Genomic DNA, 23,155 nt, shown 5'->3' with positions numbered 1-23,155 from the left:
TCGGCCGAGATCAATGCCAATGCGATCCGGCTGACGGTGGACGTGGCGCGGCCGGTCATCTTCGACCCCTCGCAACTGCAGCAGGTGCTCGGCAACCTGCTGGACAACGCGTGGCGGTATTGCAGCCGCCTGCCGGGGGCGATCCGCCTGCTGGCGCATGCGCTGGATCAGCATCACGCCGAGCTGATCGTCTGGAACGACGGCGCCGAAGTGTCGCGCGAGCACCAGCGCACCCTGTTCGAGCCTTTCTTTACCAGCAATGCCCAGGGCACCGGACTGGGCCTGTTCATGGCGCGCGAGCTATGCGGCGCCAACGACGCCCAGGTGCGCTACGGCACGATTTCCCTCGACGCGCTGCTGGCGCAGACCGGCATGCTGGCGCCGGCCGCACGCGATACACTGCCGGCCAAGGCTTTTGTACTGACCTTGCGCATCGACGCGCCGGACAACGCCGGCGGCTGACCCGCGCCGGCTGCCCGACGCCACTTCGCCAACCCGCCAGACGCAGACCCATGCTCCTCAAGACGCCAGGCCCCGATCCGATTCTTGTCATCGACGATGAGGCCGACCTGCGAGAACTGCTCGAGATCTCCATCCGCCGCATGGGTCACGACGTGGTGCTGGCTGGCTCGCTGGCCGAGGCGCGCCAGCACCTGGCGGCGCGCCGCTACAGCCTGGTGCTGACCGACATGCGGCTCGGCGACGGGCTCGGCATCGATATCGTGCGCCAGCTATCGAGCGCGCCGGAGCGGGTGCCGGTGGCGGTCATCACCGCCTACGGCAGCGCAGACAACGCCGTGGAGGCGCTCAAGGCAGGCGCCTTCGACTACATCGCCAAGCCGGTCTCGCTGGACCACCTGCGCAGCCTGATCCTGAACGCGCTGGGGCGCCAGCGGCGCGACAGCGCCGAGGAGGGTGGCGGCGCGGCGCCTGAGACCGCGGACCGCGCGGCCAGCCTGCTGCCGGGCCATTCGCCCGCCATGCACGAAGTCCGGCGCGCGCTGTCCCGGCTGGCGCGCAGCATGGCGCCGATCGTCATCAGCGGCGAGTCCGGCAGCGGCAAGGAGCGCGCGGCGCGCGCCATCCACGCGGTCAGCACCCGCGCCGCGCATCCCTTTATCGCGGTCAATTGCGGCGCCATTCCCGAAACCCTGATGGAGTCCGAGTTCTTCGGCTATGCGAAGGGCGCCTTCACGGGTGCCGACGCCGAGCGCGGCGGCTTCTTCCAGGCCGCCAACGGCGGCACGCTGCTGCTCGACGAGGTGGCCGACCTGCCGCTGGCGATGCAGGTCAAGCTGCTGCGCGTGCTGCAGGAGCGGCGCGTGCGCAAGATCGGCGCCAGCCGCGAGGAGAGCGTGGATGTGCGGGTGCTGTGCGCCAGCCACAAGGACCTCTCCGGCATGGTCGCATCCGGCCAGTTCCGCCAGGACCTGTTCTACCGCCTCAACGTGCTGGCGCTGCGCATGCCGACGCTGCGCGAACGGCGCGAGGATATCCCGGTGCTGGCGGGCGCCATCCTGGAGCACCTGGCGGTGCGCTACGGCGACCGCTATCCCAAGCGGCTGTCCGCGGCCGCGTTGCAGGTGCTGTCGGACTACCCCTTCCCCGGCAATGTGCGGGAGCTGGAAAACCTGCTCGAGCGCGCCTATGCCTTCGCGGAAGGCCTGATCATCGAGGTGGCCGACCTTGGCCCGCTGGAGGCGGGCATGGCGCTTTCCGCCACGCCGCGCCCGGCCGGGCAGCCGCCGTACCTGCCGCCGGCCGAGGCGTTGCAACGGGCCGCCGGGGCGGCGCCGGTAGCGGCAGCGCCCAGCCCGTCCTCCCTGGCGGCCGGCTGGTCGGCGCCTGCGCCTGCCGCACCGGCTGCCTGGTCCGATCCCGGGCAGCATGGCTGGCCCGATCCGCAGCGCGACGCGCGAGCCGAGGCCGCGCCGGCCCGATCGGGCATGCCGCCGGAACCCGTCCCGCAGCCCGTGGCGCCGCGTCTGGGGGAGCTGGCGGGAGAGCCTTGCCGTGCGAGCTTCCCGATCGACCTGCCCGGCCGCCTCGAAGCGCTGGAGCGCGACCTGATCCTGCAGGCGCTCCAGCAGACCGGCTTCAACCGTACCGCTGCCGCGCCGCTGCTGGGCCTGAGTTTTCGCCAGCTGCGCTACCGCATCCAGCAACTGGGGATTCGCGAGGGCCGGGACGACCCGGCCGAGGGCACGGCCGACAGCGCCGATGGCGGGCAATTTGCCGCCGCCGAGGGAGGCCGCGATGCCTGAGCTTCGCCTCGCTCCCGATCCCGGCCCCGGGTTCAGTCCGGACCCGGCGGGCTGGGTGCCTGCGGCGCGGCGCGTGCCATCGCCCAATTTCGATGCGCGCCCGGCACATATGCCGGTCGACCTCGTGGTGCTGCACAACATCAGCCTGCCGCCGGGCCAGTTCGGCAGCGGCGATATCGAGGCTTTCTTCCAGAACCGCCTCGACCCGGCCCGCCATCCCTTCTTCGCTACGATCTGTCAGGTGCGGGTTTCGGCGCATTTCCTGGTGACGCGAGAAGGCGAAATGGTCCAGTTCGTTTCCTGCCTGGACCGGGCCTGGCACGCAGGCCAGTCCGAGTTCCTGGGGCGGCCTCGTTGCAACGACTTTTCCATCGGCATCGAGATCGAAGGCTGCGACGACCTGCCGTTCGCGTTGGCGCAATACCACACCACCGCGGCGCTGGTGCGTGCGCTGTTTGCCGCCTACCCGGTGCGGGCGGTGGCGGGGCACAGCGATATCGCGCCCGGACGCAAGACCGATCCCGGCCCGCATTTCGACTGGACGGGCTTTGCCGCCGCCGCCGGCCTGGCTCCGGCGCTGTTGCCCTACCGCAAAGACCTGCCCTGAAGCAAGCGGCAACTGCGCGGCCTAGGGGGAAAGCGCGAATTGGGGGAAACCCTGATAAAGTGCGCGCCTATCGAAGCGGCCCGGTCAATCAAAAAAATTTCGTGTCATGGCGCGGTAACGCACCGTCGGGCGGGATCCCTTGCGTCTCTTGGGCTGGCGGGTATGGCGCAGCGCCGCATGCCTCGGCCGGCACTGGAATCGCATCAAAAATATGCTTGTCAAGACTGGTTAAACCGCCTCGTTTCACTATACTTAGTCCAGTTTTTCGCATCGACCACTATATCTAGTGGTGCTTTCGGGGAGCCGGCCTAGGTGTGCAGTTTCCGCCGCGGCGTTACGCCGTGGTCCGCCCAAGGATCGGCGCATCACAAGAGTCCCAGCAGAATCCAGCAAGGTAGCGCGCTCCCCGGTCAGGGCCGGCCGGCGTGCCTGGTCATTTCTTGCGCGTTTTGCCAGGGACTCTTTGTCACTCATAAAACACGGGTCAGAACAGGAGTTCCTCATGCAGACAGCCCAGAACGAATTTTCCGCCAGCGCCACCGCCGCCGGTGCGGCAGCGAACCCGCAGTCGAGCCCCGCTACTGCCGCCGCTGGCGGCTACCAGGACTACAAGATCATCCGCCGCAACGGCGCCGTGGTGGCGTTCGAGCCGAGCAAGATCTCGGTGGCGGTGACCAAGGCCTTCCTGGCCGTCAACGGCGGGCAGGGCGCCGCTTCGGCGCGTGTGCGCGAAGTGGTCGAGCAAGTGACCCAGAATGTGGTCCGCGCCCTGCTGCGCAGCCGTCCCAACGGCGGCACTTTCCATATCGAGGACGTGCAGGATCACGTGGAACTGGCGTTGATGCGTTCGGGCGAGCATGAAGTGGCCCGTTCCTACGTGCTGTACCGCGAGAAGCGCACCCAGGAACGCGCCCAGGCCAACGCCCAGGCGGTGGCCCGCGTGCAGGAAGGCGGCGTCACCTTCAATGTGACCGATGGCGGCGTGGCCCGCGTGCTGGACCTGAACGCGCTGCACGGCCTGATCGACAACGCCTGCTCCGGCCTGGGCGACGCGGTCAGCGCCGAGCCCATCCTCAAGGAAACGCTGAAGAACCTGTACGACGGCGTGCCCATGACGCAGGTCTACGACTCGGCCATCCTGGCCGCGCGTACCCTGATCGAGAAGGACCCGGCCTACAGCCAGGTTACCGCGCGTATCCTGCTGCACACCATCCGCAAGGAAATCCTGGGTGCCGAAGTGACCCAGACCGAGATGGTCTCGCGCTATGCCGAGTACTTCCCCAAGTTCATCGCGCGCGGCATCGAGGCCGAGCTGCTGGACGAAAAGCTGGCCACCTATGACCTGGCCCGCCTGGGCGCGGCACTCGACGCCCAGCGCGACTTCCAGTTCAACTACCTGGGCCTGCAGACCCTGTACGACCGCTACTTCCTGCACATCGACGAAGTCCGCATCGAAATGCCGCAGGCCTTCTTCATGCGGGTGGCGATGGGCCTGGCGCTGGGCGAGAAGGACCGCGAGGCACGTGCCATCGAGTTCTACCAACTGCTGTCGTCGTTCGACTTCATGTCGTCCACGCCGACCCTGTTCAACTCGGGCACCCGCCGCTCGCAGCTGTCGTCGTGCTACCTGACCACCGTGTCGGACGACCTCGAGGGCATCTATGAAGCGCTCAAGGAAAACGCGCTGCTGTCGAAGTTCGCCGGCGGCCTGGGCAACGACTGGACCAATGTGCGCGCGCTCGGCTCGCACATCAAGGGCACCAACGGCAAGTCGCAAGGCGTGGTGCCGTTCCTGAAGGTGGTGAACGACACCGCCGTGGCGGTCAACCAGGGCGGCAAGCGCAAGGGCGCGGTCTGCGCCTACCTGGAAACCTGGCACCTGGACATCGAGGAATTCCTCGAACTGCGCAAGAACACCGGCGACGACCGCCGCCGCACCCACGACATGAACACGGCGAACTGGATTCCCGACCTGTTCATGAAGCGCGTGATGGAAGCCGGCGAATGGACGCTGTTCTCGCCGGCCACCTGCCCGGACCTGCACGACAAGGTCGGCAAGGCGTTCGAGGCCGCCTACCTGGGCTATGAAGCCAAGGCCGCCAGCGGCGAGCTGAAGCTGTTCAAGAAGGTCCCCGCGCTGCAGCTGTGGCGCAAGATGCTGGGCATGCTGTTCGAGACCGGCCACCCGTGGATCACCTTCAAGGATCCGTGCAACATCCGCAGCCCGCAGCAGCACGTGGGCGTGGTGCACAGCTCCAACCTGTGCACGGAAATCACGCTCAACACCAACGACAGCGAAATCGCCGTGTGCAACCTGGGTTCGGTGAACCTGGTGGCCCACCTGAAGCAACAGGCCGACGGCACCCAGGTGCTCGACCACGCCAAGCTCGAGAAGACCATCCGCACCGCGATGCGCATGCTCGACAACGTGATCGACATCAACTACTACGCGGTCGAGAAGGCGCGCAACTCCAACCTGCGCCACCGTCCGGTCGGCATGGGCATCATGGGCTTCCAGGACTGCCTGCACGTGCTGCGCCTGCCGTACGCCAGCGACGCCGCGGTGCAGTTCGCCGACACCTCGATGGAAGCGGTGTGCTACTACGCCTACCGTGCCTCGAGCGAGCTGGCCGAGGAACGCGGCCGCTACAGCACCTATGAAGGCTCGCTGTGGGATCGCGGCATCCTGCCCCAGGACTCGCTCAAGCTGCTGGCCGAAGAACGCGGCGGCTACCTGGAAGTGGATCACTCCTCGACCATGGACTGGGACAGCCTGCGCGCGCGCATCAAGCAGCACGGCATGCGCAACTCCAACTGCATCGCGATCGCGCCGACGGCCACGATCTCGAACATCATCGGCGTGTCGGCCTGCATCGAACCGACCTTCCAGAACCTGTACGTGAAGTCCAACCTGTCGGGCGAATTCACGGTGGTCAACGACTACCTGGTGCGCGACCTGAAGGCACGCGGCCTGTGGGACGAAGTGATGGTTGCCGACCTGAAGTATTTCGACGGCAAGCTGTCGCGCATCGACCGCATTCCGCAAGACCTGCGCGACATCTACGCCACTGCGTTCGAAGTCGAGCCGAGCTGGCTGGTGGAAGCCGCCAGCCGCCGCCAGAAATGGATCGACCAGGCCCAGTCGCTGAACATCTACATGGCCGGCGCCTCGGGCAAGAAGCTGGACGATACCTACAAGCTGGCCTGGCTGCGCGGCCTGAAGACCACGTACTACCTGCGCACCATGGCAGCCACCCACGTGGAGAAATCCACCGTGTCGCGCGGCTCGCTCAACGCCGTGTCGTCGGGTAGCGAAGGTGGCATCGGTGCCGCCGGCATCGACCAGGCTGCCGCCTCCGCACCGGCCATGCCGGAAGCCGAAGGCGCGGTCTGCACGATGCGCCCGGGCGACCCCGGCTTCGAAGAGTGCGAGGCCTGCCAGTAAGCCGCCCCCAGTCAGTCATTACCTGCCGTCGCTCCCGCCGCGCCGTTCGCGCGGCGGGAGGCATGGCAAACCAAAGCATTCCACGGAGAACCACATCATGCTGAGCTGGGACGACGACGTTCAAGCCACCCCGCAGGCTGCCCCGCAGCCCGCACCGAATCCCATCGCCGCACTTGCCGTCGACCAGCACGGCGTGCTGCCCCCGGCCGCCACGCAGCCGGCGGGCACGGGCATCCTCGGCAATCACCCGAACGCCGCCGCCGTGCAAAGCGACCGCCGCGTCAACGCCGCCGACAAGCGCGTGATCAACGGCTCGACCGACGTCAACCAGCTGGTGCCGTTCAAGTACAAGTGGGCCTGGGAAAAATACCTGGCCGGCTGCGCCAACCACTGGATGCCGCAGGAAATCAACATGTCGCGCGACATCGCGCTGTGGAAGGACCCGAACGGCCTGACCGAAGACGAGCGCCGCATCATCAAGCGCAACCTCGGCTTCTTCGTCACCGCCGATTCGCTGGCCGCCAACAACATCGTGCTGGGCACCTACCGCCAGATCACCGCGCCGGAATGCCGCCAGTACCTGCTGCGCCAGGCCTTCGAAGAGGCGATCCACACCCACGCCTACCAGTACATCGTGGAGTCTCTCGGCCTCAATGAAGCCGAGATCTTCAACGCGTACCATGAAGTGCAGTCGATCCGCGACAAGGACGAGTTCCTGATCCCGTTCATCGACACGCTGACCGACCCGGCCTTCAAGACCGGCACGCCGGAGAACGACCAGAAGCTGCTGAAGTCGCTGATCGTGTTCGCCTGCATCATGGAGGGCCTGTTCTTCTACGTCGGCTTCACGCAGATCCTGGCGATGGGCCGCCAGAACAAGATGACCGGCGCCGCCGAGCAGTATCAGTACATCCTGCGCGACGAATCCCTGCACTGCAATTTCGGTATCGACCTGATCAACCAGATCAAGCTCGAGAACCCGCACCTGTGGACCACCGAGTTCAAGGATGAGATCACCGCGCTGTTCAGGAAGGCCGTGGACCTCGAATACCGCTACGCCGAGGACACCATGCCGCGCGGCGTGCTGGGCCTGAACGCACCGATGTTCAAGGGCTACCTGCGCTTCATCTGCAACCGCCGCTGCCAGCAGATCGGCCTGGAGCAGCTGTTCCCGAACGAGGAAAACCCGTTCCCGTGGATGAGCGAGATGATCGACCTGAAGAAGGAACGCAACTTCTTCGAGACCCGTGTGATCGAGTATCAGACGGGTGGGGCGTTGTCCTGGGATTGATCGGAAGTTGTTGAGCGACGGATCATCCGTCGCAGGCGACCGGTCGGGCCGCCCTGCAAAGGAAACAAGACTGCCCCTTGGTATTTTTGCCCAGGGGCAGTTTTTTTGGGGCGTTGAAGGTTGGGATAGGCGGGATAGCCTGGCGTTGTGAGCCGCTTGGTTTTTGGGGCTGCTTTCCTTAGGTTGTGGTTCACTGATCCCAAGCTGCTGCCCGTCGCTGGCGGCCAGTGCATGGCTGCAGGCCAACGGAAGGGGCCAGTCATAAGCGGCCGAAGAGACCCGGGAAGCGGCTGGGTGAAATCACTGGCTAGAATGGCTGCTTCTGCCAAGGGCCGTCCAATACCTGCCCTCGCGCACAGGCCTGCGAGCTTGCGCCGGAACTGGCGGGCAGGTTCGATCCAAACAGAATCAATCGGTAGCCAGCCTCAGTTCCACGCCCAGCGGTGCGCGTCCAGAAGACAGTCGAACGATCCATAGGGCCGGTCAGGGTCAAGCATAACTTCCACCACATCTCCTTGGTCGAGCAACTCCTGAATGACGCCAAGCATGACGGGTAAAGAAGGCTCCAGCCTGCTTTAGATGGAAGCGGTGGACGATGCCTCGCCTTGCGCCTGACCGTGCGTGCGCGTACGCACGAACGCACCGGCCAGCGCGGAGGCCGTTACCGCCGCAATGGCCCCCAGCAGGAAAGCCAGGTGGTAGCCGCCGTTGAGCGCAGTAACGGCATCGGCACCCGCGGCGGCCAGGCCATTGGTGCGCGCGGCCGCCAGGCTCGCCAGGATGGCCAGGCCCACCGCGCCGCCCATCATGAACGACGTGTTGACCACACCCGAGGCCAGACCCGACTCATCCGGCGCTACGTCGCTCATCGCGGCCAGCAACACCGGGTTGAAGGCCACCCCCGCCCCCAGACCCATCAGCAACATGCCCGGCAGCACGTCCAGCACGAAGCTGCCGCCGGCCGGTGCACGCGCAAAAAGCACCAGCCCGACTGCCGCCACCAGCAAGCCCAGCGACAGCGGCGCGCGAATCCCGAAGCGCATCACCAGCTTGGCCGACAGCCCCAGCGAGAACACCGCCATGATGATGTTGGCCGGCAGGAACGCCAGCCCCACCTGCATCGCGCTGTAGTTCAGCAAGCGCTGCATGTAAAGCGCCGAGATAAAGAACCACGCGAACAGCGCAGCCGCCCACAGTACACCCACCACGTTGGCCGTGGCCACGTTGCGCCGCGCGAATATGCGCAGCGGCATGAGCGGATGCGGCACGCGCGATTCGATGACGAGGTACGCGGTCATGAGCGCGATGGCAATACCCAGCTGGGCAAGCGTTTGCGCAGACATCCAACCGGCTTCGTTGCCGTGCACGACGGCGTACACCGCCAGCATCAGCGATGCGGTAACTGTGATGGCGCCCGCCACATCCAGCCTGGCGCGATCGGCCGGCGGCTTCCCCACCGGCAGCAGCGCCACACACCCGGCATATACCGCCACGCCGATCGGCAGGTTGACCAGGAAGATCCAGTGCCAGCTCAATGCGCTGGTCAGCAGCCCGCCCAGCAGCACGCCGATGCTGCCGCCGCCCCCGCCCACGAACCCGTAGATACCCATTGCCTTCGCGCGGTCCGCCGGCGAGGTGAACAGGTTCATGATGAGCGACAGCGACACGGCCGACACTACTGCACCGCCCAGGCCCTGAACGGCGCGCGCCGTGATCAGCAGCCCTTGTGAATTCGCTAGCCCGCAGGCCGCCGAGGCCAGCGTAAATAACGTGATCCCCAGCAGGAATAACCGCCGATGGCCAAACAGGTCGCCCAGCCGCCCGCCCAGCAGCAAGAAGCCGCCAAAGGTCAGCATGTAGGCGTTGACCACCCACACGAGCGAGGTTTCGGTAAAGCCCAGGTCTGCCCGGATGGACGGCAGTGCGACGTTCACGATGGTCGTGTCCAGCACGATCATCAGCACGCCCAGGCAGAGCACGATGAGGGCAAGCCAGCGTTTGCGTTCGTCGATATCATGCGTCATGGAACTGCTCCTGTCGGATGCTGGCAGTTCAAGGCTGCGCAGCGGATTCGGGATTGGCGAAGCCAGTTGCAAAAGCCTTGCCGCACACCGCGCTCATATGGCCGATTGCGCGCCGCACGCGAGCGTTGCGGGGGTGCGTAGCGGCATAGCCGAGGATGGCGCCACGGCAATGGCCTTTGGTATGAGAGACGGTTAAAAAAAGACCTCGAAGGACTGCCAACTTCACCGGCATGCGGCTAACCTGAGTCGTCGATGCAGGCGGAATCAGTGAGATGGGCAAGTCGATCATCGACGACGAGCGGTGGACGCTGATCGAACCGCTGTTGCCTGGGCCAACTCGCTTGAATCATTCGAGCATCGTCAGCTCATCCGCGCGGTCTTCAGCGCTTTGGTCCACCACAGCAGGTCGTCGATCATTTGTTCGGCGACAGCATCCAGTTCGGCTAAGTGCAGGGTGATGTCCTGGCCTTGAAAATGCGCGTATATCGCCGCGGCCGGAACGTGAATTGCCGACCGAATCGGCGCGAGCTGCATTTCGACCGCGACCTCGCGCAGTTGCTCAATTGCGCGTGCGCCGCCGACGCTGCCGTAGCCGACAAAGGTGACCGCCTTGCGGTTCCATTCCGGATAGATCCAGTCGATTGCATTCTTCAACACTGCCGGCGATCCGTGGTTGTACTCGGGTGTGACGATGACGAAACCGTCTGAAGCCGCGATCGCTTGGGTCCAGCGTTTCACGACCTCCTGCTCATATGCCGGCCGGCCCGGCATTGCGGGTGGGACCGGCGCGTCGAAGAACGGCATCGGATAGTCCTTGAGGTCAAGCAGGCGGGCGTCGATGCCTTCGCGCTTCTTCAGATGATCGAGAATCCAGCGCGCGGGCTTCTCCGCGAAGCGTCCCTGACGAACGCTTCCAACGATGACGGAAATGACGGTCATGATGTGCTCCGGTTTGGTGGGAGGAGGGTCGGCACTCGTGCTGGAGAATCAGCGCAATACGCCTTTGGCGCGCAGCTCGCGGCCGATGCGCGCGATTTCGCGCTCGCCTTCCATCAGTGCAGCGCGGCTGGTGTGCACCGAGTAGTAGCCGAGGTGGAGATCGTGCGGATGCGGGATTGCCGTACCGAACACGAAGCGCGCATCGGTCACAGCTTCGAATTCGATCGCCGCATCGGATTGGTCGAATACGGCCAGCTCGCCTTTGTCGACTGGGTCGGGCGTACACAGGCCACCGTCCATCACTGCGATCCAACCGACCCGGTAGCCTCGCGACGGCTGGTAGGTCCAGCGCTGGCCGGCCTTGAGCTGCACAACGAAATAGTTGACGCCCGGAGGTGCATCGATCGGGCTGACCGCCTCGCCGCTACGGCCGAGCAGCACGCGTGCCGGGCCGTCCGACGGGATTTCGTTGACCGAAAGATGTTGGCTGAAGGCGGGAGCCAGTTCGCGCTCTCGCGGCAAGGCAATCCACAGCTGGAAGGCCTTGATCGGGGGCAGGGCGAAGCCGGAATGCCAGACGCCACGACCGGCGCTCAACCATTCGATATCGCCCGCCACCATCGTTCCTGCCTGGCCGATGGATTCGACATAGCGACCTTGACCTTCGATCGCCAATGTCAACGTAGCGATGCCCGAATGCGGATGCCAGCCGACGCCCGGCTGGCCAAGTGCCTCCTGCGTATCGACGAGATCGAGAAAGACGAACGGCTTGATCATCGCGCCGACGTCGGAGGCGCTGACCATGCGGACGACCGGCCCGTGCGCGTGGCCGCGCGTGCGGAAGATGACGCTACGGCCGACCCCGGCGAGGGAGGCGGGCGGAGTTCGGATGACGGTATTCATGGGGCGCTCTCCAGCTATCTGACTTGCCAGGGACGATGCGCCTGGTCAGAGGTCCGTATCGGTTTGCGCGTAATTGAGGAAATATCCCGTGAACACCGTCAGCCCCAAGAACGCGAATGCCTCAGTCAGTTGCTCATCGCTCCAGCCGGCTTGTTGAGCGGCCTTCCAGGTGGCGTCGGTGACCTTTCCCGAATTGGCAGCGGCTTCCCTGACCACGCGGGTCAGCGCGTCGATCTTGGCGTCGCCCGTCGTGGTGCCTGTCCGCAGGACGGCGACCTTATCTTCGGTCCAGCCGTTCATGCGGGCGAGTCGGCTGGTGATGCTGACGACGTAGTCATTGCCAACCGTAGCCGCAGTTGCAAGAGCCAGTGCCGCACTCACCTCCGGGTCGAAGGTGCCGTGCTCGGCGGTTACGGCGCGGAGCGACGCGTATGCCGCCAGCACCGCCGGAGAATGCGCCATTTGGGCATGCAGGTTCAGGGGGCGTCCCGTTGCGGAGAGCTGAGCAATGCTCTGCAGAAGCGGGCGAGACGCATCGGGTGCGTCCTCGACTGTATGGATGGGGATTCGGCTCATCGGTATCACCTCATTCTTGGCTTGCTGAATGCACTTCGAGTAACTGAAGCTGTTGCGGTAGCTACCTTGGTCGGCGGTCCAGAAACGGCCGTCTCCTGCGTGACACCTCAAGTATGGGCATTGAAGGCGTTTCACACTAGATGGTAAAATAGGATTTGATTAATCCATTTTTGGAGAAATCTCATGATCGATCTGAATGATCTGGCGATGTTCATCCAGGTCGTCCGCGCCGGCAGCTTCTCCGAGGCGGCGCGGCGTCTGAGCATGCCGGCGAATACGCTGAGCCGGCGCATCGATCAACTCGAAGGGCAGCTCGGCACACGTCTGCTGCATCGCACGACACGCAAACTCGCGCCGAGCACCGAAGGTCAGGCGCTGTTCGAGCGCTATGCGCCGGCGCTTGACCAGATCCTCGAGATCGGGCGACTCCATGCAGATGAGCAGGCACCATCCGGCTCGGTTCGCGTCACCGCGATGGCCGGCCTGTTCGAATTCTTCCGCATGGAATGGCTGGTCGAGTTCTATGCGCGCTATCCACACATCAGCATCGACTTCCTGCTCGACGATACGCCGACCGATCTGATCGCCGAGCGCATCGATCTGGCCTTGCGCATGGGTATCGAGACCGGTAGCGGCTTTAAGGTACGTCGGCTGGCGCCGAGTGCAATGATTCTCGCGGCGAGTTCGGCCTATCTGGAACGGCGCCCTGGACCACGCACGCTGCGTGAGCTGGCCGAACACGACTGTCTGACGATTTCCAATCGCCGGGGTCGCAACACGTGGCGGCTGCAGGGTCCACGCGGTAGTCAGGAAGTGTCGATCAACAGCCGGTTCGCGGTCAACGACATGCGAGTGCTGGCGCAGGCTTGTATCGCTGGACTGGGTATTGCGCTACTGCCGCAGTTAATCGCTGAGCCAGTCATCGCGCAGGGGAAACTGGTACGCGTGCTGCCGACCTATCGGCGCGCGAGCACCGGCTTCGGCCTGCAGCTCGTCTACACGAGCCGCCCACCAGTGCCGCCCGCAGTAGCGGTCTTCGCCGAATTTCTTTTGGAGAAACTGGGCGAAGCGATGACAAACCCCTCACAGAACCCTGCCCGCCGATAAGTCCGTCACCTTACCCAAGGCAGGCGAAGCGTAAGAGTCGCGAAGGTGCGGCGACGCGGAGAGTATGACGTGGGGCGAGTGATCGGCCCGCGCCTTCCAGGCCGAGACGCCTGACGTAGCCGGAGGGCCGTGCCGCCGGCAGACCCACTGGCGCCGGAAGCCGGCGCAGCCTGGTGTCCTGATACTTGAATTCGTTGATGCCGTGCACCGGCCCGCTGCAAAGGCGAGGCCTCACCCGCGCGTGAATATCTCGAGGAAGTGCAGGCTCGGATCCTCGAAGTAGATCCTGCGGCCGCCGTCATCCGTGTTGACCTCGCCCGGGCGGCGCCGGTACGGGTCGGCCCAGTAGGTGAGCTGGCGTGCCCGGATGCGCTCGAAGCTCTCGTCGAACTCGGCGTCGCCAACCAGGAAGGCATAGTGCTGCAGCGCGACCTCTCCTTGCGTGTCCATGAAGTCGAGGGTGACGTCGTTGTCCATCCGCACCGCCAGGAAGGGGCCGAACGGCACCGGCGCCGGGCGTCCAAGGATCTCGCAGAAAAATGCCGCGGACTCATGCTTGTCGCGAGAAAACACGATGGTGTGGTTGAGTTGGATGGCCATGTCGCAAGCTCCCGGATGTGGCTTGAAGGGCCGGCGCGCACGCTGGAAGGCGGCACTTGGGCTCCACGGGGCAACGCGCGGCGCCTTTCTGCACGCCACGCTGCTTTGCAGGATAGACGGCAGCAGCGAAAGCGGCTACGCCTGCGAGCCTTGCGGCGCATCGATGGCCACCGGCTTGCGCCAGCGCACCGTGGCCAGCAGCGAGGCCGCGACGATCAGGCCACCGCCGGCCCACGCGGTGGCCGGGATCCTTTCCCCCAGCCACAAGCTTGCGAACAGCGCGCCAAACGCCGGTTCGCTGCCCATCAGCAAGGCCACGCGCGTCGGGCGGCTGCGCTTGATGGCGTAGTTCTGCGCAAAGAATGCGAACAGCGTGCAGGCGACGACCAGCCACAGCACGCAGCCCCAGAATGCCAGGTGGCCGGAGAGCGACGGCATGGGTTGCCACTGCGCAGGCACCAACACCAGCGCCGCGGCCGCGCTGCCGAGCGCCACCACGCCCGATTGCACCGCCGTCACCGTCAGGGCCGGCATGGGCGCCGCGCGCATCACGCGCTTGGTCACGCACACCATCAGCGCCCGCAACGCCGCCGCGGCCAGGATCAGTCCGTCGCCGGGATTGAGGACGAATTCGCCGTCGCCCGCCAGCAGCCACGCGCCCAGCAGCGAGAGGGCCACCGCGGCCCATTCGATGGCGCCCGGCCTGCGCTGGAGCAGCAACCATTCGACCAGCGGCGTCAGCACCACGCACAGGCTGATCAGGAAGGCCGCGTTGGCTGCGCGCGTGAGCAGTACGCCGAAGGTCTCGCACAGGAAGATGCCCAGCAGCAGCACGCCGGTGCCGAGCACGCCGCGCAGCGCGGCGCGGTCGGCATGGCGCAGCCTGGCCAGCGTGGGCGACAGCACGACGAAGGTGATGCCGAAGCGCAGCGCCAGCAAGCCCAGCACGGGGTAGAACACGAGCGCGCTCTTGACCACGCCGTAGCTGCTGCCCCAGACCACGGCAACCGCGAGCAGCATCAGGTCGGACAACAGCAGCAGGCGTTTTTGTCTGGGCATGGCGCGGCACTCGGGGATAGCGGTTCCGCATTGTCGGGCTTTGCATTGGCGGTGATAATCGGGGTGTCATGCAAAGCTTTTATGTCGCAGATGCATTAATCCAGCGCGCCCACGCGATCCCCGCCATGAACCCGACCGAACTCTTCGCCCTGCTGCCCGATATGGCCGTGTTTGCCAGAGTCGTCGATGCCGGCAACTTCTCCGTGGCCGCGCGCCAGCTCGGCAGCACGCCGTCCACGGTCAGCCGCCAGATCCGGCGGCTGGAGGAAGCCCTGGCGACGCGTCTGCTGGAGCGCTCCACCCGCAAGGTGCGCGTGACGGAATCCGGCGCGCAGGTGTACCGGTACTGCCGCGATGTGGTGAGCGCCGCGTCGGAGGCGGTCGACGCCGCAGGCCACCTCGCCGCGCGGCCGCAGGGGCGGGTCAGCCTGAGTGCGCCGACCGCGTTCGCGAAGACGGTGATCCATCCGCTGGTGCCGGGCTTCCTGCGCACCTACGCGGAGATCGACCTGCAACTGCTGTTTACGGACCACGACGTCGATCCCCTGGCCGGCGATCTCGACCTGGTGATCCGGCTGACCGGGCAGCCGCCGCCGGGCCTTGCCGGCCGGCGGCTGCGCACGGTGCGCTGGGTGCTGTGCGCGGCGCCGTCGTATTTGCGCGCGCGCGGCACGCCGGCCCACCCGCGCGATCTCGCCCACCACGATTGCCTGTACCTCGGCGAAACCACGGACGATAACCGCTGGCGGTTCCGCCGCGATGCCGAAACGCTTACGGTGGAAGTGCAAGGGCGCTATATCGCCAACCACGCCGGCGCGCGGCTTGAAGCGGCGCAGCAGGACTTCGGCATCGCCAGCCTGCCGGAGTTTGCCGCGGCTGCGGCGCTGCGCAGCGGCGAGCTGGTGCCGGTGCTGGCCGACTGGGAGCTGCAGGCGCGGGCCTACGTGGGCTCGGTCTGGCTGCTCTATCCGCCCAACCGCTTCCTGCCGCCGAAGGTCAGGGCGTTGATCGACTACCTGGCCGAGCATATCCGGGAGCCGGGCGCCGAGCCCGGCTCCAACTGACAGGGGCCGGCGCCAGGTGGGTCACCGATCGCTTGCGGGGGCCTGCTGCGAGCGCTGGTAGTCGCCTGGCGACACGCCTACCAGGCGCGTGAAGTCCCTGGTCAGGTGGGCCTGGTCGAAGTAGCCGAGATCGGCGGCCAGCTGCGCCAGTCCGACCGGCTCGCCCCGCGTCAGGCGCCATGCCGCTTCCTGCAGGCGGTAGCGGCGCAGCACCCATTTGGGCGACACCCCCACATACTCCTGGAACAGCCGCTGCAAGGCCCGCACGCCCATGCCCGCGTATTGCGCCAGCGCTTCCACGCTGGCGGGGCCGTCGGCGCTGGCTGCATGCGCCATCACGCCCTGCAGCAGGTCCACCGTGGGGTCGGGCGCGGGCAGCTTGCCGGCGCCGGACAGCAGGGATTCGGCGGCGAGCACCATGGCCTGGTCGTCGCCGGCATCAAGCACCTGCGCCTCGGCATGGCGTTCCCCGCAGCCCAGCAGCGGGTGCGCGTGGCGCGCGATGTCGGTCAGGGCAGACAAGGGTTCGTCCAGCAGCGGGCGCAGCCCGCCCACGCGGAAGCGCACCCCGAGGACATGGCCCGCCCCTTCCAGCTTGCGGTCGAAGGCGCCGCGCACCACGCCGAAGATGGCGGTCTGGCCGTGCTCGAACACCAGGTTGGCGTTGGGGTAGGGCAATACCCGCTGCATCTCGGGCGGCTGCCCCGCGAGCTTCCATTCGACGATCCAGTAATGCTCGACGAAGGGCGCCAGCGCCTCGGACGGCAGATACCGGGCCAGCCGGATGCGCCGCCCGGTGGCCAGCGGGTCGACGATGCCCTTGGGCTCGGCAGTGACAGGCGCAAGCACGGATGCCGTCTGCGGCGCGTCGCGTTTTTCCAATCTGGCCATAGGCGATGGGTGTAAAACTGTTGGCTTCGGCAAATCCACCGGATTCTATCGGACACAACCATGCCCGAGGCCCGTTGCACCGGCGCCAGCCTGTAGCGGCCGCGCCCGCAGGCTCGCCCGCATCGCATGCGCCGGCCTGCCCGGTTGCTTTCCCCTTCCCCTTTCCCCCAGGAGCCATAGCCATGTCACAGCCCGAAATCACGCTTTTCCATTCGCCCAATACGCGTTCCACCGGCACGCTGGTCCTGCTCGAGGAGCTGGGCGTGCCCTACCGTCTGCACCCGCTCAATATGAAGGCCGGCGAGCAGCGCGAGCCTGCCTACCTGGCCATCAACCCGATGGGCAAGGTGCCGGCCATCCGCTATGGCGACGCGCTGGTGACCGAGCAGCCAGCGGTGTTCATCTTCCTTGCCGACCTGTTCCCGCAGGCGGGGCTCGCGCCGGCGCTGACCGATCCGCTGCGCGGGCCCTACCTGCGCTGGTTGGCTTTCTACGGTTCGTGCTTCGAGCCGGCCCTGATCGACCACTCGCAACAGCGCGAGACGCCGCGCAGCATGTGCCCCTATGGCGACTTCGATACCACCGTCGGCACGCTGCTGGGGCAACTGGAAAAGGGGCCTTACCTGCTCGGCGACACCTTTACCGCCGCCGACGTGCTGTGGGGCACCGCGCTGACCTGGATCACCATGTTCAAGCTGATCGAGGCGACGCCGGTGGTGCAGGCCTATACCGCGCGGATCAACGCGCGCCCGGCGGTGGCGCGGGCGCAGGCCATCGACGCGCGGCTGGCGGCGGAGCAGGGCGGCTAAGAAGGCGGGCCAGGCGGCACCGATGCCTCGGTGCCTTGCGTCTTCAAGTCCTCAAGTCCTCAAGTCCTCAAGGACCCGAGATCTTCGGGCCGTCGGTCCCGGCGTCTTTCAAGGCATCGATGGATTGTGGTGATTTGTGCGCTGGAAGTATCATTGCGTTCCTGTGCCGGATCCGGGTGCCGCTACCCGCTCCGGCATGGCCATCACATTGACGAAAGACGAAAGGCTCAACATGATCAAACGTTGCATGCGCGCCGTGTTCTGCGCGCTGCTCCTGGCTGCTGCTCCCACCGCCTGGGCGGGGTTCGAACAAGGCGTCGCCGCTTACCAGGCCGAGAACTACCAGGTCGCCTTCAAGGAACTGCTGCCGTTCGCCAGGCAGGGCAACCCCGACGCGCAGCACAAGGTCGCCTTCATGTACGCCAGCGGCGCCGGGGTGCAGCAGGACGAGCAGGAGGCGCTGCGCTGGTATCGCAAGGCGGCCGCGCAGGGCTGGGCGCGTTCCCAGAACCACCTGGGCACGCTGTATGCCACGGGCGAACTGGTCGAAGCGGATCCCGCCAAGGCCGCTTCGTGGTACCGCAAGGCGGCCGACCAGGGCATGCCGGAAGGGCAATACAACCTCGGCATGGCTTACTACAATGGCGAGGGCGTGGCGCAGGACCACAAGAGCGCCTTCCAGTTGCTGGTGAAGTCGGGCGAGCAGGGCTACGCCATGGCACAGTTCAACGCCGGTTATATGTGCGAATTCGGCGAAGGGACCCGCCGCGATGGCAAGGAGGCCGCGCGCTGGTACCGGCTGGCTGCCGACCAGGGCGATGACGATGCGCAGTACCGGCTCGGCCGGCTCTTTGAGATCGGCCTGGGCGTGAAGAAGGACACCAGGGAAGCGGTGCGATGGTATCGCCTGGCGGCCGAGCAGGATAGCGAATACGCGCTGGAAGCGCTCAAGCGCCTGCGCGTGAAATAAGCCATCCATGCGGCGGCGGCGCGCACGGCGCCGCCGTTCAGAGTTCCAGCACGAGCCGCCTGCACCTGGCGCGCGAGCAGCAGGCCATCATCTTCGTATGGGCTTCGCGCTCCGCGCGTGTGAGCACCACGTCGCGATGATCGACTTCGCCGGCCAGCACGCGCACTTCGCAGGAACCGCACAGGCCCTCCTCGCAATCGCTCTGCATATCGATATTGGCGGCGCGCAGCGCGGCCAGCAGGGTCTGGTCCGCCGCCACCGTGACGACGATGCCGGAATCCTTCAGTTCGACCTCGAAGGCGTCTTCCCTGGCGGGATCGAGCGTGCCCAGCGCCGATTCGAAATGCTCGATGCGCAGTGCGTCGCCGGGCCATCCGGCGCAGCAGTCCTGCAGCGCCGAGAGCATGCGCGCCGGGCCGCAGGCATAGACCTGCGTGTCCGGCTCGGGCTGGCCGAGCAGGGCTTGTAAATCATTGCGGCGTCCCTCGTCCTTCGCGTAGATATGCAGGCGCTCGCCGTGCAGCGCGGCGAGTTCGTCGAGCAGCGCCATGGACGAACGCGAACGTCCGCTGTAGTGCAGGGCGTAGTCGATGCCGAGCGCCTTCGCCCGGCGTGCCATGGCGCTGACAGGCGTAATGCCGATGCCGCCGGCGATCAGGATCAGCTTGCCCGCGCTTTCGTCCAGCCGGAAGTGATTGCGCGGGCCGCGGATCTTCAGCACATCGCCGGCCTTCACGGCGTCGTGGATCCAGGCGGAACCGCCCCGGCCCTGCGCTTCCTTCAGTACGGCGATTTCCAGCGCGCCGGTGTCGGCCGGATCTCCGCACAGCGAGTATTGCCGCGACAGGCCCGTGTTGCCGCATTCGATGTCGATATGCGAGCCGGGCGCCCAGCGCGGCAGCGCGCGGCCATCGGGCGAGACCAGCCGCAGCCGGACGATGCCGTCGGCCGCGCGCGTCACGCTTTGCACTGCCACCGGCCGGCTGAGCGCATGCCCGGAGGGCTCGCCGATACGCACCGGCACCTGCGCGTCCAGCCGAGCCGGATCGCTGCGCTCGGGGTTGCGTTCCGGGTCCCACTCCACCCACACGTGCTCGGGACCGCGGAAGGAGGTGTTGGGCAGGTAGCTGAACCGTTGCTCCGCCAGGCGCATATGCGGCAGGCGGCGCGTGAGTTCCTCCAGGAAGATCTGCATTTCCATGCGCGCCAGGTTCTTGCCCATGCACTGGTGGGAGCCGTAGCCGAAGGTGAGCTGGTCGCTGGCGTTCTCGCGGCGGATATCGAACAGATCGGCGTCGGCGAAGTGGCCTTCGTCGTGATTGGCCGACGAGGTGACGATCAGCAGCTTCGAGCCGGCCGGAATGTCCACGCCGCCGACCTGCACGTCGCGCGTGGCAAGGCGCCGCCAGGCCGCCACGGAGCCGTTATGGCGCAGGCATTCCTCGACCGCGTTCGGGATCAGGCCGGGATCCTCGCAGATCTCCCGCCACGCGAGCGGATGCTGCAGCAGCAGCTTGACGGCATTGGCCGTCGCATTGGCGGTGGTTTCGTGCGCGGCGACGATGCCGGCCATCATCATCGAATGCAGATAGGAATCGGTGACGATGTCCGGGTGTTCCTTCTGTTTGCGGATGCCGTAGCGCATCCAGCCCGGGCCGGACGGGTCCTGCCGCATCTTGTCGAGTATCTTGCCCGCCAGCTGCCAGAAGTTGCCCACGGCGTGCGCGACTTCCACCTGTTCTTCCGGCTTCGGCCGGCCCCAGGTATTGACGGTATGCGCGATGGAATACTTGCGCAGCAGGTCCATGTCTTCCTCGGGCACGCCGAGGAAATGCAGCGCCACGGTCAGGGGCACTTCCCACAGCATCTGGTCGACCAGGTCGGCGCGGCCGTCGTCGATAAAGCGGTCGACGTAGGTGCGCGCGAGCTGGCGCACCATGGGTTCGTGGTGCCTGAGTTCTTCCGGCGTGAAGGGCGCCATCAGCACGCGGCGGCGCGGCATGTGCGCGGGCTCGTCCTCGTTGACCAGCGTGCGGTTCATCGCATAGCCGTAGGAGGCAAGCACGGCGTTGGCCTCGGGGCCGGTCGGGGTGATCTTCTCGAGCGCGATGGACGGACTGAAGGTCAGGTTGTCGCGGAAGATGGCCTTGATATCGTCGTAGCGCGTCGCCACCCAGTAGCCGAGTTTCGGGCTGTAGAAGACCGGCTCCCGCTCGCGCGCCCAGCGCACGTATTCGGGCGGATCCTGCTGGTAGCCATCCTCGAAAGGATCGAAACCGGCCGCGTCCCGGCTGACCGGGCAACCGGTGGGCGTGCGCTGCGCCGCCGGCAGGCGGTGGTCGACGGGACATCCCGAGGCTTGTGGATCTGGGGTGGCGCTGGCCATGTCTGCTTGCTCCGGTATGCGTTGTACGGTTGGCTGGTACGGGATGCCACGGGGGCGGGCGATCAGTCGAGCGTGATCTTCAGGTCGCGGATCAGCTTGTGCCAGCGCGTGGTCTCGCTGCGCAGCAGGTCGGCGTATTGCGCCGGGGTATTGCCCACCGGTTCCACGCCGAAGTCCACCAGCCGCTTGCTGACGGCCGGCTCCCTGATGGCGGCCACGACCTGCCTGTTCAGCGTGGCGATGATGTCGGGCGGCGTGCCCGCCGGCACCACCATGCCCACCAGCGCCGCGGCCTCCACGTTCTTGTAGCCCGCCTCGGCGAAGGTCGGCACGTCCGGCAATTGCGGCAGGCGGGTGGGGTTGGCCACGGCCAGCGCCTTGACCTTGCCGCCCTTGATGAAACCCGCGCCGGCGGCGAGGTCGACCATCATGGCCGGGATCTGCCCGCCGGCCACGTCGGCCAGCGCGGGCGCCGCGCCGCGGTAGGGCGCATGGACCATGTTCAGTCCGGCTTCCACCTTGAGCAATTCCATCGCGAGATGGTGCGGGCTGCCGGCACCGGCGGAGGCGTAGGCGATGCCGCCCGGCCTGGCTTTCGCCCTGGCGATGAACTCCTGCACATTGCTGACGTTCATGCCCGGGCCCACCACCAGGATCATCGGGAAGCGGCCCAGCAGCGTGACCGGCGCCAGGTCCTTGGCCGGGTTGTAGGAAAGGGTCTTGTACAGCGCCGGGTTGAACACCAGCGTGCCGTTGTCCGCCGACAGCACCGTATAGCCGTCGGCTGGGGCACGCGCGGTTTCGGCTGCGGCAATGGCGGTATTGCCGCCGGGCTTGTTGTCCACCACGACCGGCTGGCCCAGCCGGGCCGAGAGCGCCTGGCCGATCGAGCGCGCCAGGAAGTCCGAGCCGCCACCCGCCGCGTATGGCACCACCCAGCGGACCGGCTTGGACGGGAAGGCGGGCTCGGCGGCTGCCGTCGCCGCCAGCCAGGGGAGGGCCGCCAGGCTCAGCCCCACGGCCATGAATCTACGGATTGCGATCATCTTGTCTCCTGTTTCCGGTTTTATAGTTTTTGGTTTTTGGTCTTGCTCGTGCTCGTGCAGGCCGGGAGTACATGGCTCTCGGACGCTATTATGCGTAAATAATATACGCATTGCGTAATTTGGCGATGCGGGTTAACGTGGGCGCGGCAGCGCCTCCAGGCCGCCGGCCTGACGGGGCGGCGCCGCCGCACTAGAATCTCCGCCCATGAAGACATCACCCGATCCCACCCGCGCAGATCTGCCTGCCGGACCGCCCGCGCACGAGCGCCGGCAGCGCGTGCAGTCGGCCCAGACCGGCATGGCCGTGCTCAAGGGCCTGGCCCGGCTCGGCGGGCGCGCCGCCCTGACCGCACTGGCGGCCCATGTCGGCGAAAGCCCGGCCAAGGTGCACCGCTACCTGGCAAGCCTGGTCGACGAGGGCCTGGTGGCGCAGGAAGCCAGTTCGCAGCAGTATTTCCTCGGCCCGGAAGCCATGCTGATCGGACTGGCGGCAATGCGGCAGGTCGATCCCATCCGCGTGGCGGAGCCCTCGCTGATCCGCTTGCGCGAGAGCCTGGGCGTGACCTGCTTCGTGGCCGTGATGGGCAACAAGGGGCCGACCATCGTGCGCTTCGAGGAGCCCGGGCTGCCGGTGACGGTGAATGTGCGGGTGGGGTCGGTGATGCCCCTGCTGTGGTCGGCCACCGGGCGCATGTTCCTGGGCATGCTGGACGAGCCGGCCGTGCGCGCGATGGCGGAGGCGGAGCTCGCGGCGGCGCCCGCCGAGCTGCGCGCGGAACTGGATGCCGCCGACCCGATCGGCGTGCTGCGCCGCGAAGTGCAGGCAGCGGGGTGCTCGGCGGTGCGGGACACCAACCTGAAGGGCATCAGCGCGGTGGCGGCGCCGTTGTACGACTACACGGGGCGCATCGGCGGGGTGATCACGGCATTGGGCGCGACGGGCGGTTTCGATGCGGCGGTGGACGGGCCGATCGCCATCGCGGTGCGCCGGGAGGCGCAGGCGGCAAGCGCGTTGCTGGGCTATGCAGCGGCGGCCGGGCAGGGCGGCATGCAAAAGCCCTGAACACCGGGGCGAATCGCGGGGGTGCTCAGGGTTTGCGGGTGTTGGCGCACCGGACGGCCGTGCGAGTGCCGCGCCCGGGGGGTTTTGGCTGTTGCCATGCGGTGGCGTTCG

20 protein-coding genes are annotated in these 23,155 nt (G+C 66.6%); 10 read left to right on the top strand and 10 right to left on the bottom strand.

What is annotated here, in order from left to right; all coding sequences use genetic code 11:
- From P3W85_RS13410 to P3W85_RS13390, 5 genes are all read left to right on the top strand, one after another.
- On the top strand, window positions 1–462 hold a 462-nt coding region (locus P3W85_RS13410; protein ID WP_276265140.1), incomplete at its 5' end, for a sensor histidine kinase.
- A 50-nt stretch (window positions 463–512) separates the two neighbouring features.
- A complete protein-coding gene (locus P3W85_RS13405) occupies window positions 513–2,264 on the top strand; it encodes a sigma-54-dependent transcriptional regulator (protein ID WP_276265139.1) in 1,752 nt (583 codons plus the stop codon).
- A complete protein-coding gene (ampD, locus tag P3W85_RS13400) occupies window positions 2,257–2,871 on the top strand; it encodes a 1,6-anhydro-N-acetylmuramyl-L-alanine amidase AmpD (protein WP_276265138.1) in 615 nt (204 codons plus the stop codon). The genes P3W85_RS13405 and ampD overlap by 8 nt, the downstream gene beginning before the upstream one ends.
- Window positions 2,872–3,373: 502 nt before the next feature.
- Complete coding sequence (locus P3W85_RS13395; RefSeq protein WP_017230383.1) at window positions 3,374–6,316, top strand: ribonucleoside-diphosphate reductase subunit alpha; 2,943 nt, start codon at window positions 3,374–3,376, stop codon at window positions 6,314–6,316.
- 97 nt (window positions 6,317–6,413) lie between these two features.
- Complete coding sequence (locus tag P3W85_RS13390) at window positions 6,414–7,607, top strand: ribonucleotide-diphosphate reductase subunit beta (RefSeq protein WP_017230382.1); 1,194 nt, start codon at window positions 6,414–6,416, stop codon at window positions 7,605–7,607.
- A 575-nt stretch (window positions 7,608–8,182) separates the two neighbouring features.
- On the opposite strand, the gene P3W85_RS13385 is transcribed toward P3W85_RS13390, so the two are convergent.
- From P3W85_RS13385 to P3W85_RS13365, 5 genes are all read right to left on the bottom strand, one after another.
- Window positions 8,183–9,631, bottom strand: coding sequence for a DHA2 family efflux MFS transporter permease subunit (locus tag P3W85_RS13385; protein ID WP_276265137.1), 1,449 nt, complete (start codon window positions 9,629–9,631; stop codon window positions 8,183–8,185).
- Window positions 9,632–9,659: 28 nt separating this feature from the next.
- Window positions 9,660–9,863 carry a hypothetical protein gene (locus tag P3W85_RS13380; RefSeq protein ID WP_276265136.1) on the bottom strand — a complete coding sequence of 68 codons (204 nt, stop codon included), beginning with the start codon at window positions 9,861–9,863 and terminating at the stop codon, window positions 9,660–9,662.
- 128 nt (window positions 9,864–9,991) lie between these two features.
- Complete coding sequence (locus tag P3W85_RS13375; protein ID WP_276265135.1) at window positions 9,992–10,570, bottom strand: NADPH-dependent FMN reductase; 579 nt, start codon at window positions 10,568–10,570, stop codon at window positions 9,992–9,994.
- A gap of 48 nt (window positions 10,571–10,618) precedes the next feature.
- Complete coding sequence (locus tag P3W85_RS13370) at window positions 10,619–11,473, bottom strand: pirin family protein (RefSeq protein ID WP_276265134.1); 855 nt, start codon at window positions 11,471–11,473, stop codon at window positions 10,619–10,621.
- A 45-nt stretch (window positions 11,474–11,518) separates the two neighbouring features.
- Entirely contained in the window at window positions 11,519–12,049 is a 531-nt protein-coding gene (locus P3W85_RS13365) for a carboxymuconolactone decarboxylase family protein (RefSeq protein ID WP_276265133.1), read from the bottom strand.
- A 183-nt stretch (window positions 12,050–12,232) separates the two neighbouring features.
- Here P3W85_RS13365 and P3W85_RS13360 point away from each other — a divergent pair, with 183 nt between their 5' ends.
- Complete coding sequence (locus P3W85_RS13360) at window positions 12,233–13,156, top strand: LysR family transcriptional regulator (protein ID WP_276265132.1); 924 nt, start codon at window positions 12,233–12,235, stop codon at window positions 13,154–13,156.
- A gap of 231 nt (window positions 13,157–13,387) precedes the next feature.
- Here the strand turns inward: P3W85_RS13360 and P3W85_RS13355 are convergent, their stop codons facing one another.
- Window positions 13,388–13,756 (bottom strand): VOC family protein, encoded by a 369-nt coding sequence (locus tag P3W85_RS13355; RefSeq protein ID WP_276265131.1) that lies wholly within the window; start codon window positions 13,754–13,756, stop codon window positions 13,388–13,390.
- A gap of 135 nt (window positions 13,757–13,891) precedes the next feature.
- Entirely contained in the window at window positions 13,892–14,815 is a 924-nt protein-coding gene (locus P3W85_RS13350; RefSeq protein ID WP_276265130.1) for a DMT family transporter, read from the bottom strand.
- Between the two features lie 125 nt (window positions 14,816–14,940).
- On the opposite strand from P3W85_RS13350, the gene P3W85_RS13345 reads away from it, so the two are divergent.
- Entirely contained in the window at window positions 14,941–15,879 is a 939-nt protein-coding gene (locus tag P3W85_RS13345) for a LysR family transcriptional regulator (protein WP_276265129.1), read from the top strand.
- 21 nt (window positions 15,880–15,900) lie between these two features.
- Here P3W85_RS13345 and P3W85_RS13340 read toward each other — a convergent pair whose 3' ends face one another.
- Window positions 15,901–16,728, bottom strand: coding sequence for an AraC family transcriptional regulator (locus P3W85_RS13340; protein WP_276265128.1), 828 nt, complete (start codon window positions 16,726–16,728; stop codon window positions 15,901–15,903).
- A gap of 224 nt (window positions 16,729–16,952) precedes the next feature.
- Here P3W85_RS13340 and P3W85_RS13335 point away from each other — a divergent pair, with 224 nt between their 5' ends.
- Window positions 16,953–17,579 carry a glutathione S-transferase family protein gene (locus P3W85_RS13335; protein WP_017228759.1) on the top strand — a complete coding sequence of 209 codons (627 nt, stop codon included), beginning with the start codon at window positions 16,953–16,955 and terminating at the stop codon, window positions 17,577–17,579.
- 232 nt (window positions 17,580–17,811) lie between these two features.
- The gene (locus P3W85_RS13330) at window positions 17,812–18,549 is read left to right on the top strand and encodes a tetratricopeptide repeat protein (RefSeq protein ID WP_276265127.1); all 738 of its coding nucleotides are present in this window, start codon (window positions 17,812–17,814) and stop codon (window positions 18,547–18,549) included.
- Window positions 18,550–18,586: 37 nt separating this feature from the next.
- Here the strand turns inward: P3W85_RS13330 and P3W85_RS13325 are convergent, their stop codons facing one another.
- Both P3W85_RS13325 and P3W85_RS13320 read right to left on the bottom strand, forming a co-directional pair.
- Entirely contained in the window at window positions 18,587–20,935 is a 2,349-nt protein-coding gene (locus P3W85_RS13325; RefSeq protein WP_276265126.1) for a cytochrome P450/oxidoreductase, read from the bottom strand.
- Window positions 20,936–20,997: 62 nt separating this feature from the next.
- Complete coding sequence (locus tag P3W85_RS13320; RefSeq protein ID WP_276265125.1) at window positions 20,998–21,981, bottom strand: Bug family tripartite tricarboxylate transporter substrate binding protein; 984 nt, start codon at window positions 21,979–21,981, stop codon at window positions 20,998–21,000.
- A 205-nt stretch (window positions 21,982–22,186) separates the two neighbouring features.
- On the opposite strand from P3W85_RS13320, the gene P3W85_RS13315 reads away from it, so the two are divergent.
- Window positions 22,187–23,044, top strand: coding sequence for an IclR family transcriptional regulator (locus tag P3W85_RS13315; protein ID WP_276265124.1), 858 nt, complete (start codon window positions 22,187–22,189; stop codon window positions 23,042–23,044).
- The last annotated feature ends 111 nt before the right edge of the window (window positions 23,045–23,155 follow it).

It is taken from the genome of Cupriavidus basilensis (assembly GCF_029335485.1).
Taxonomy (GTDB): Bacteria; Pseudomonadota; Gammaproteobacteria; order Burkholderiales; family Burkholderiaceae; genus Cupriavidus; species Cupriavidus basilensis_E.
The sequence above is the reverse complement of the archived record's forward strand: the minus strand, read 5'-3'. Positions and strand labels throughout refer to the sequence as shown.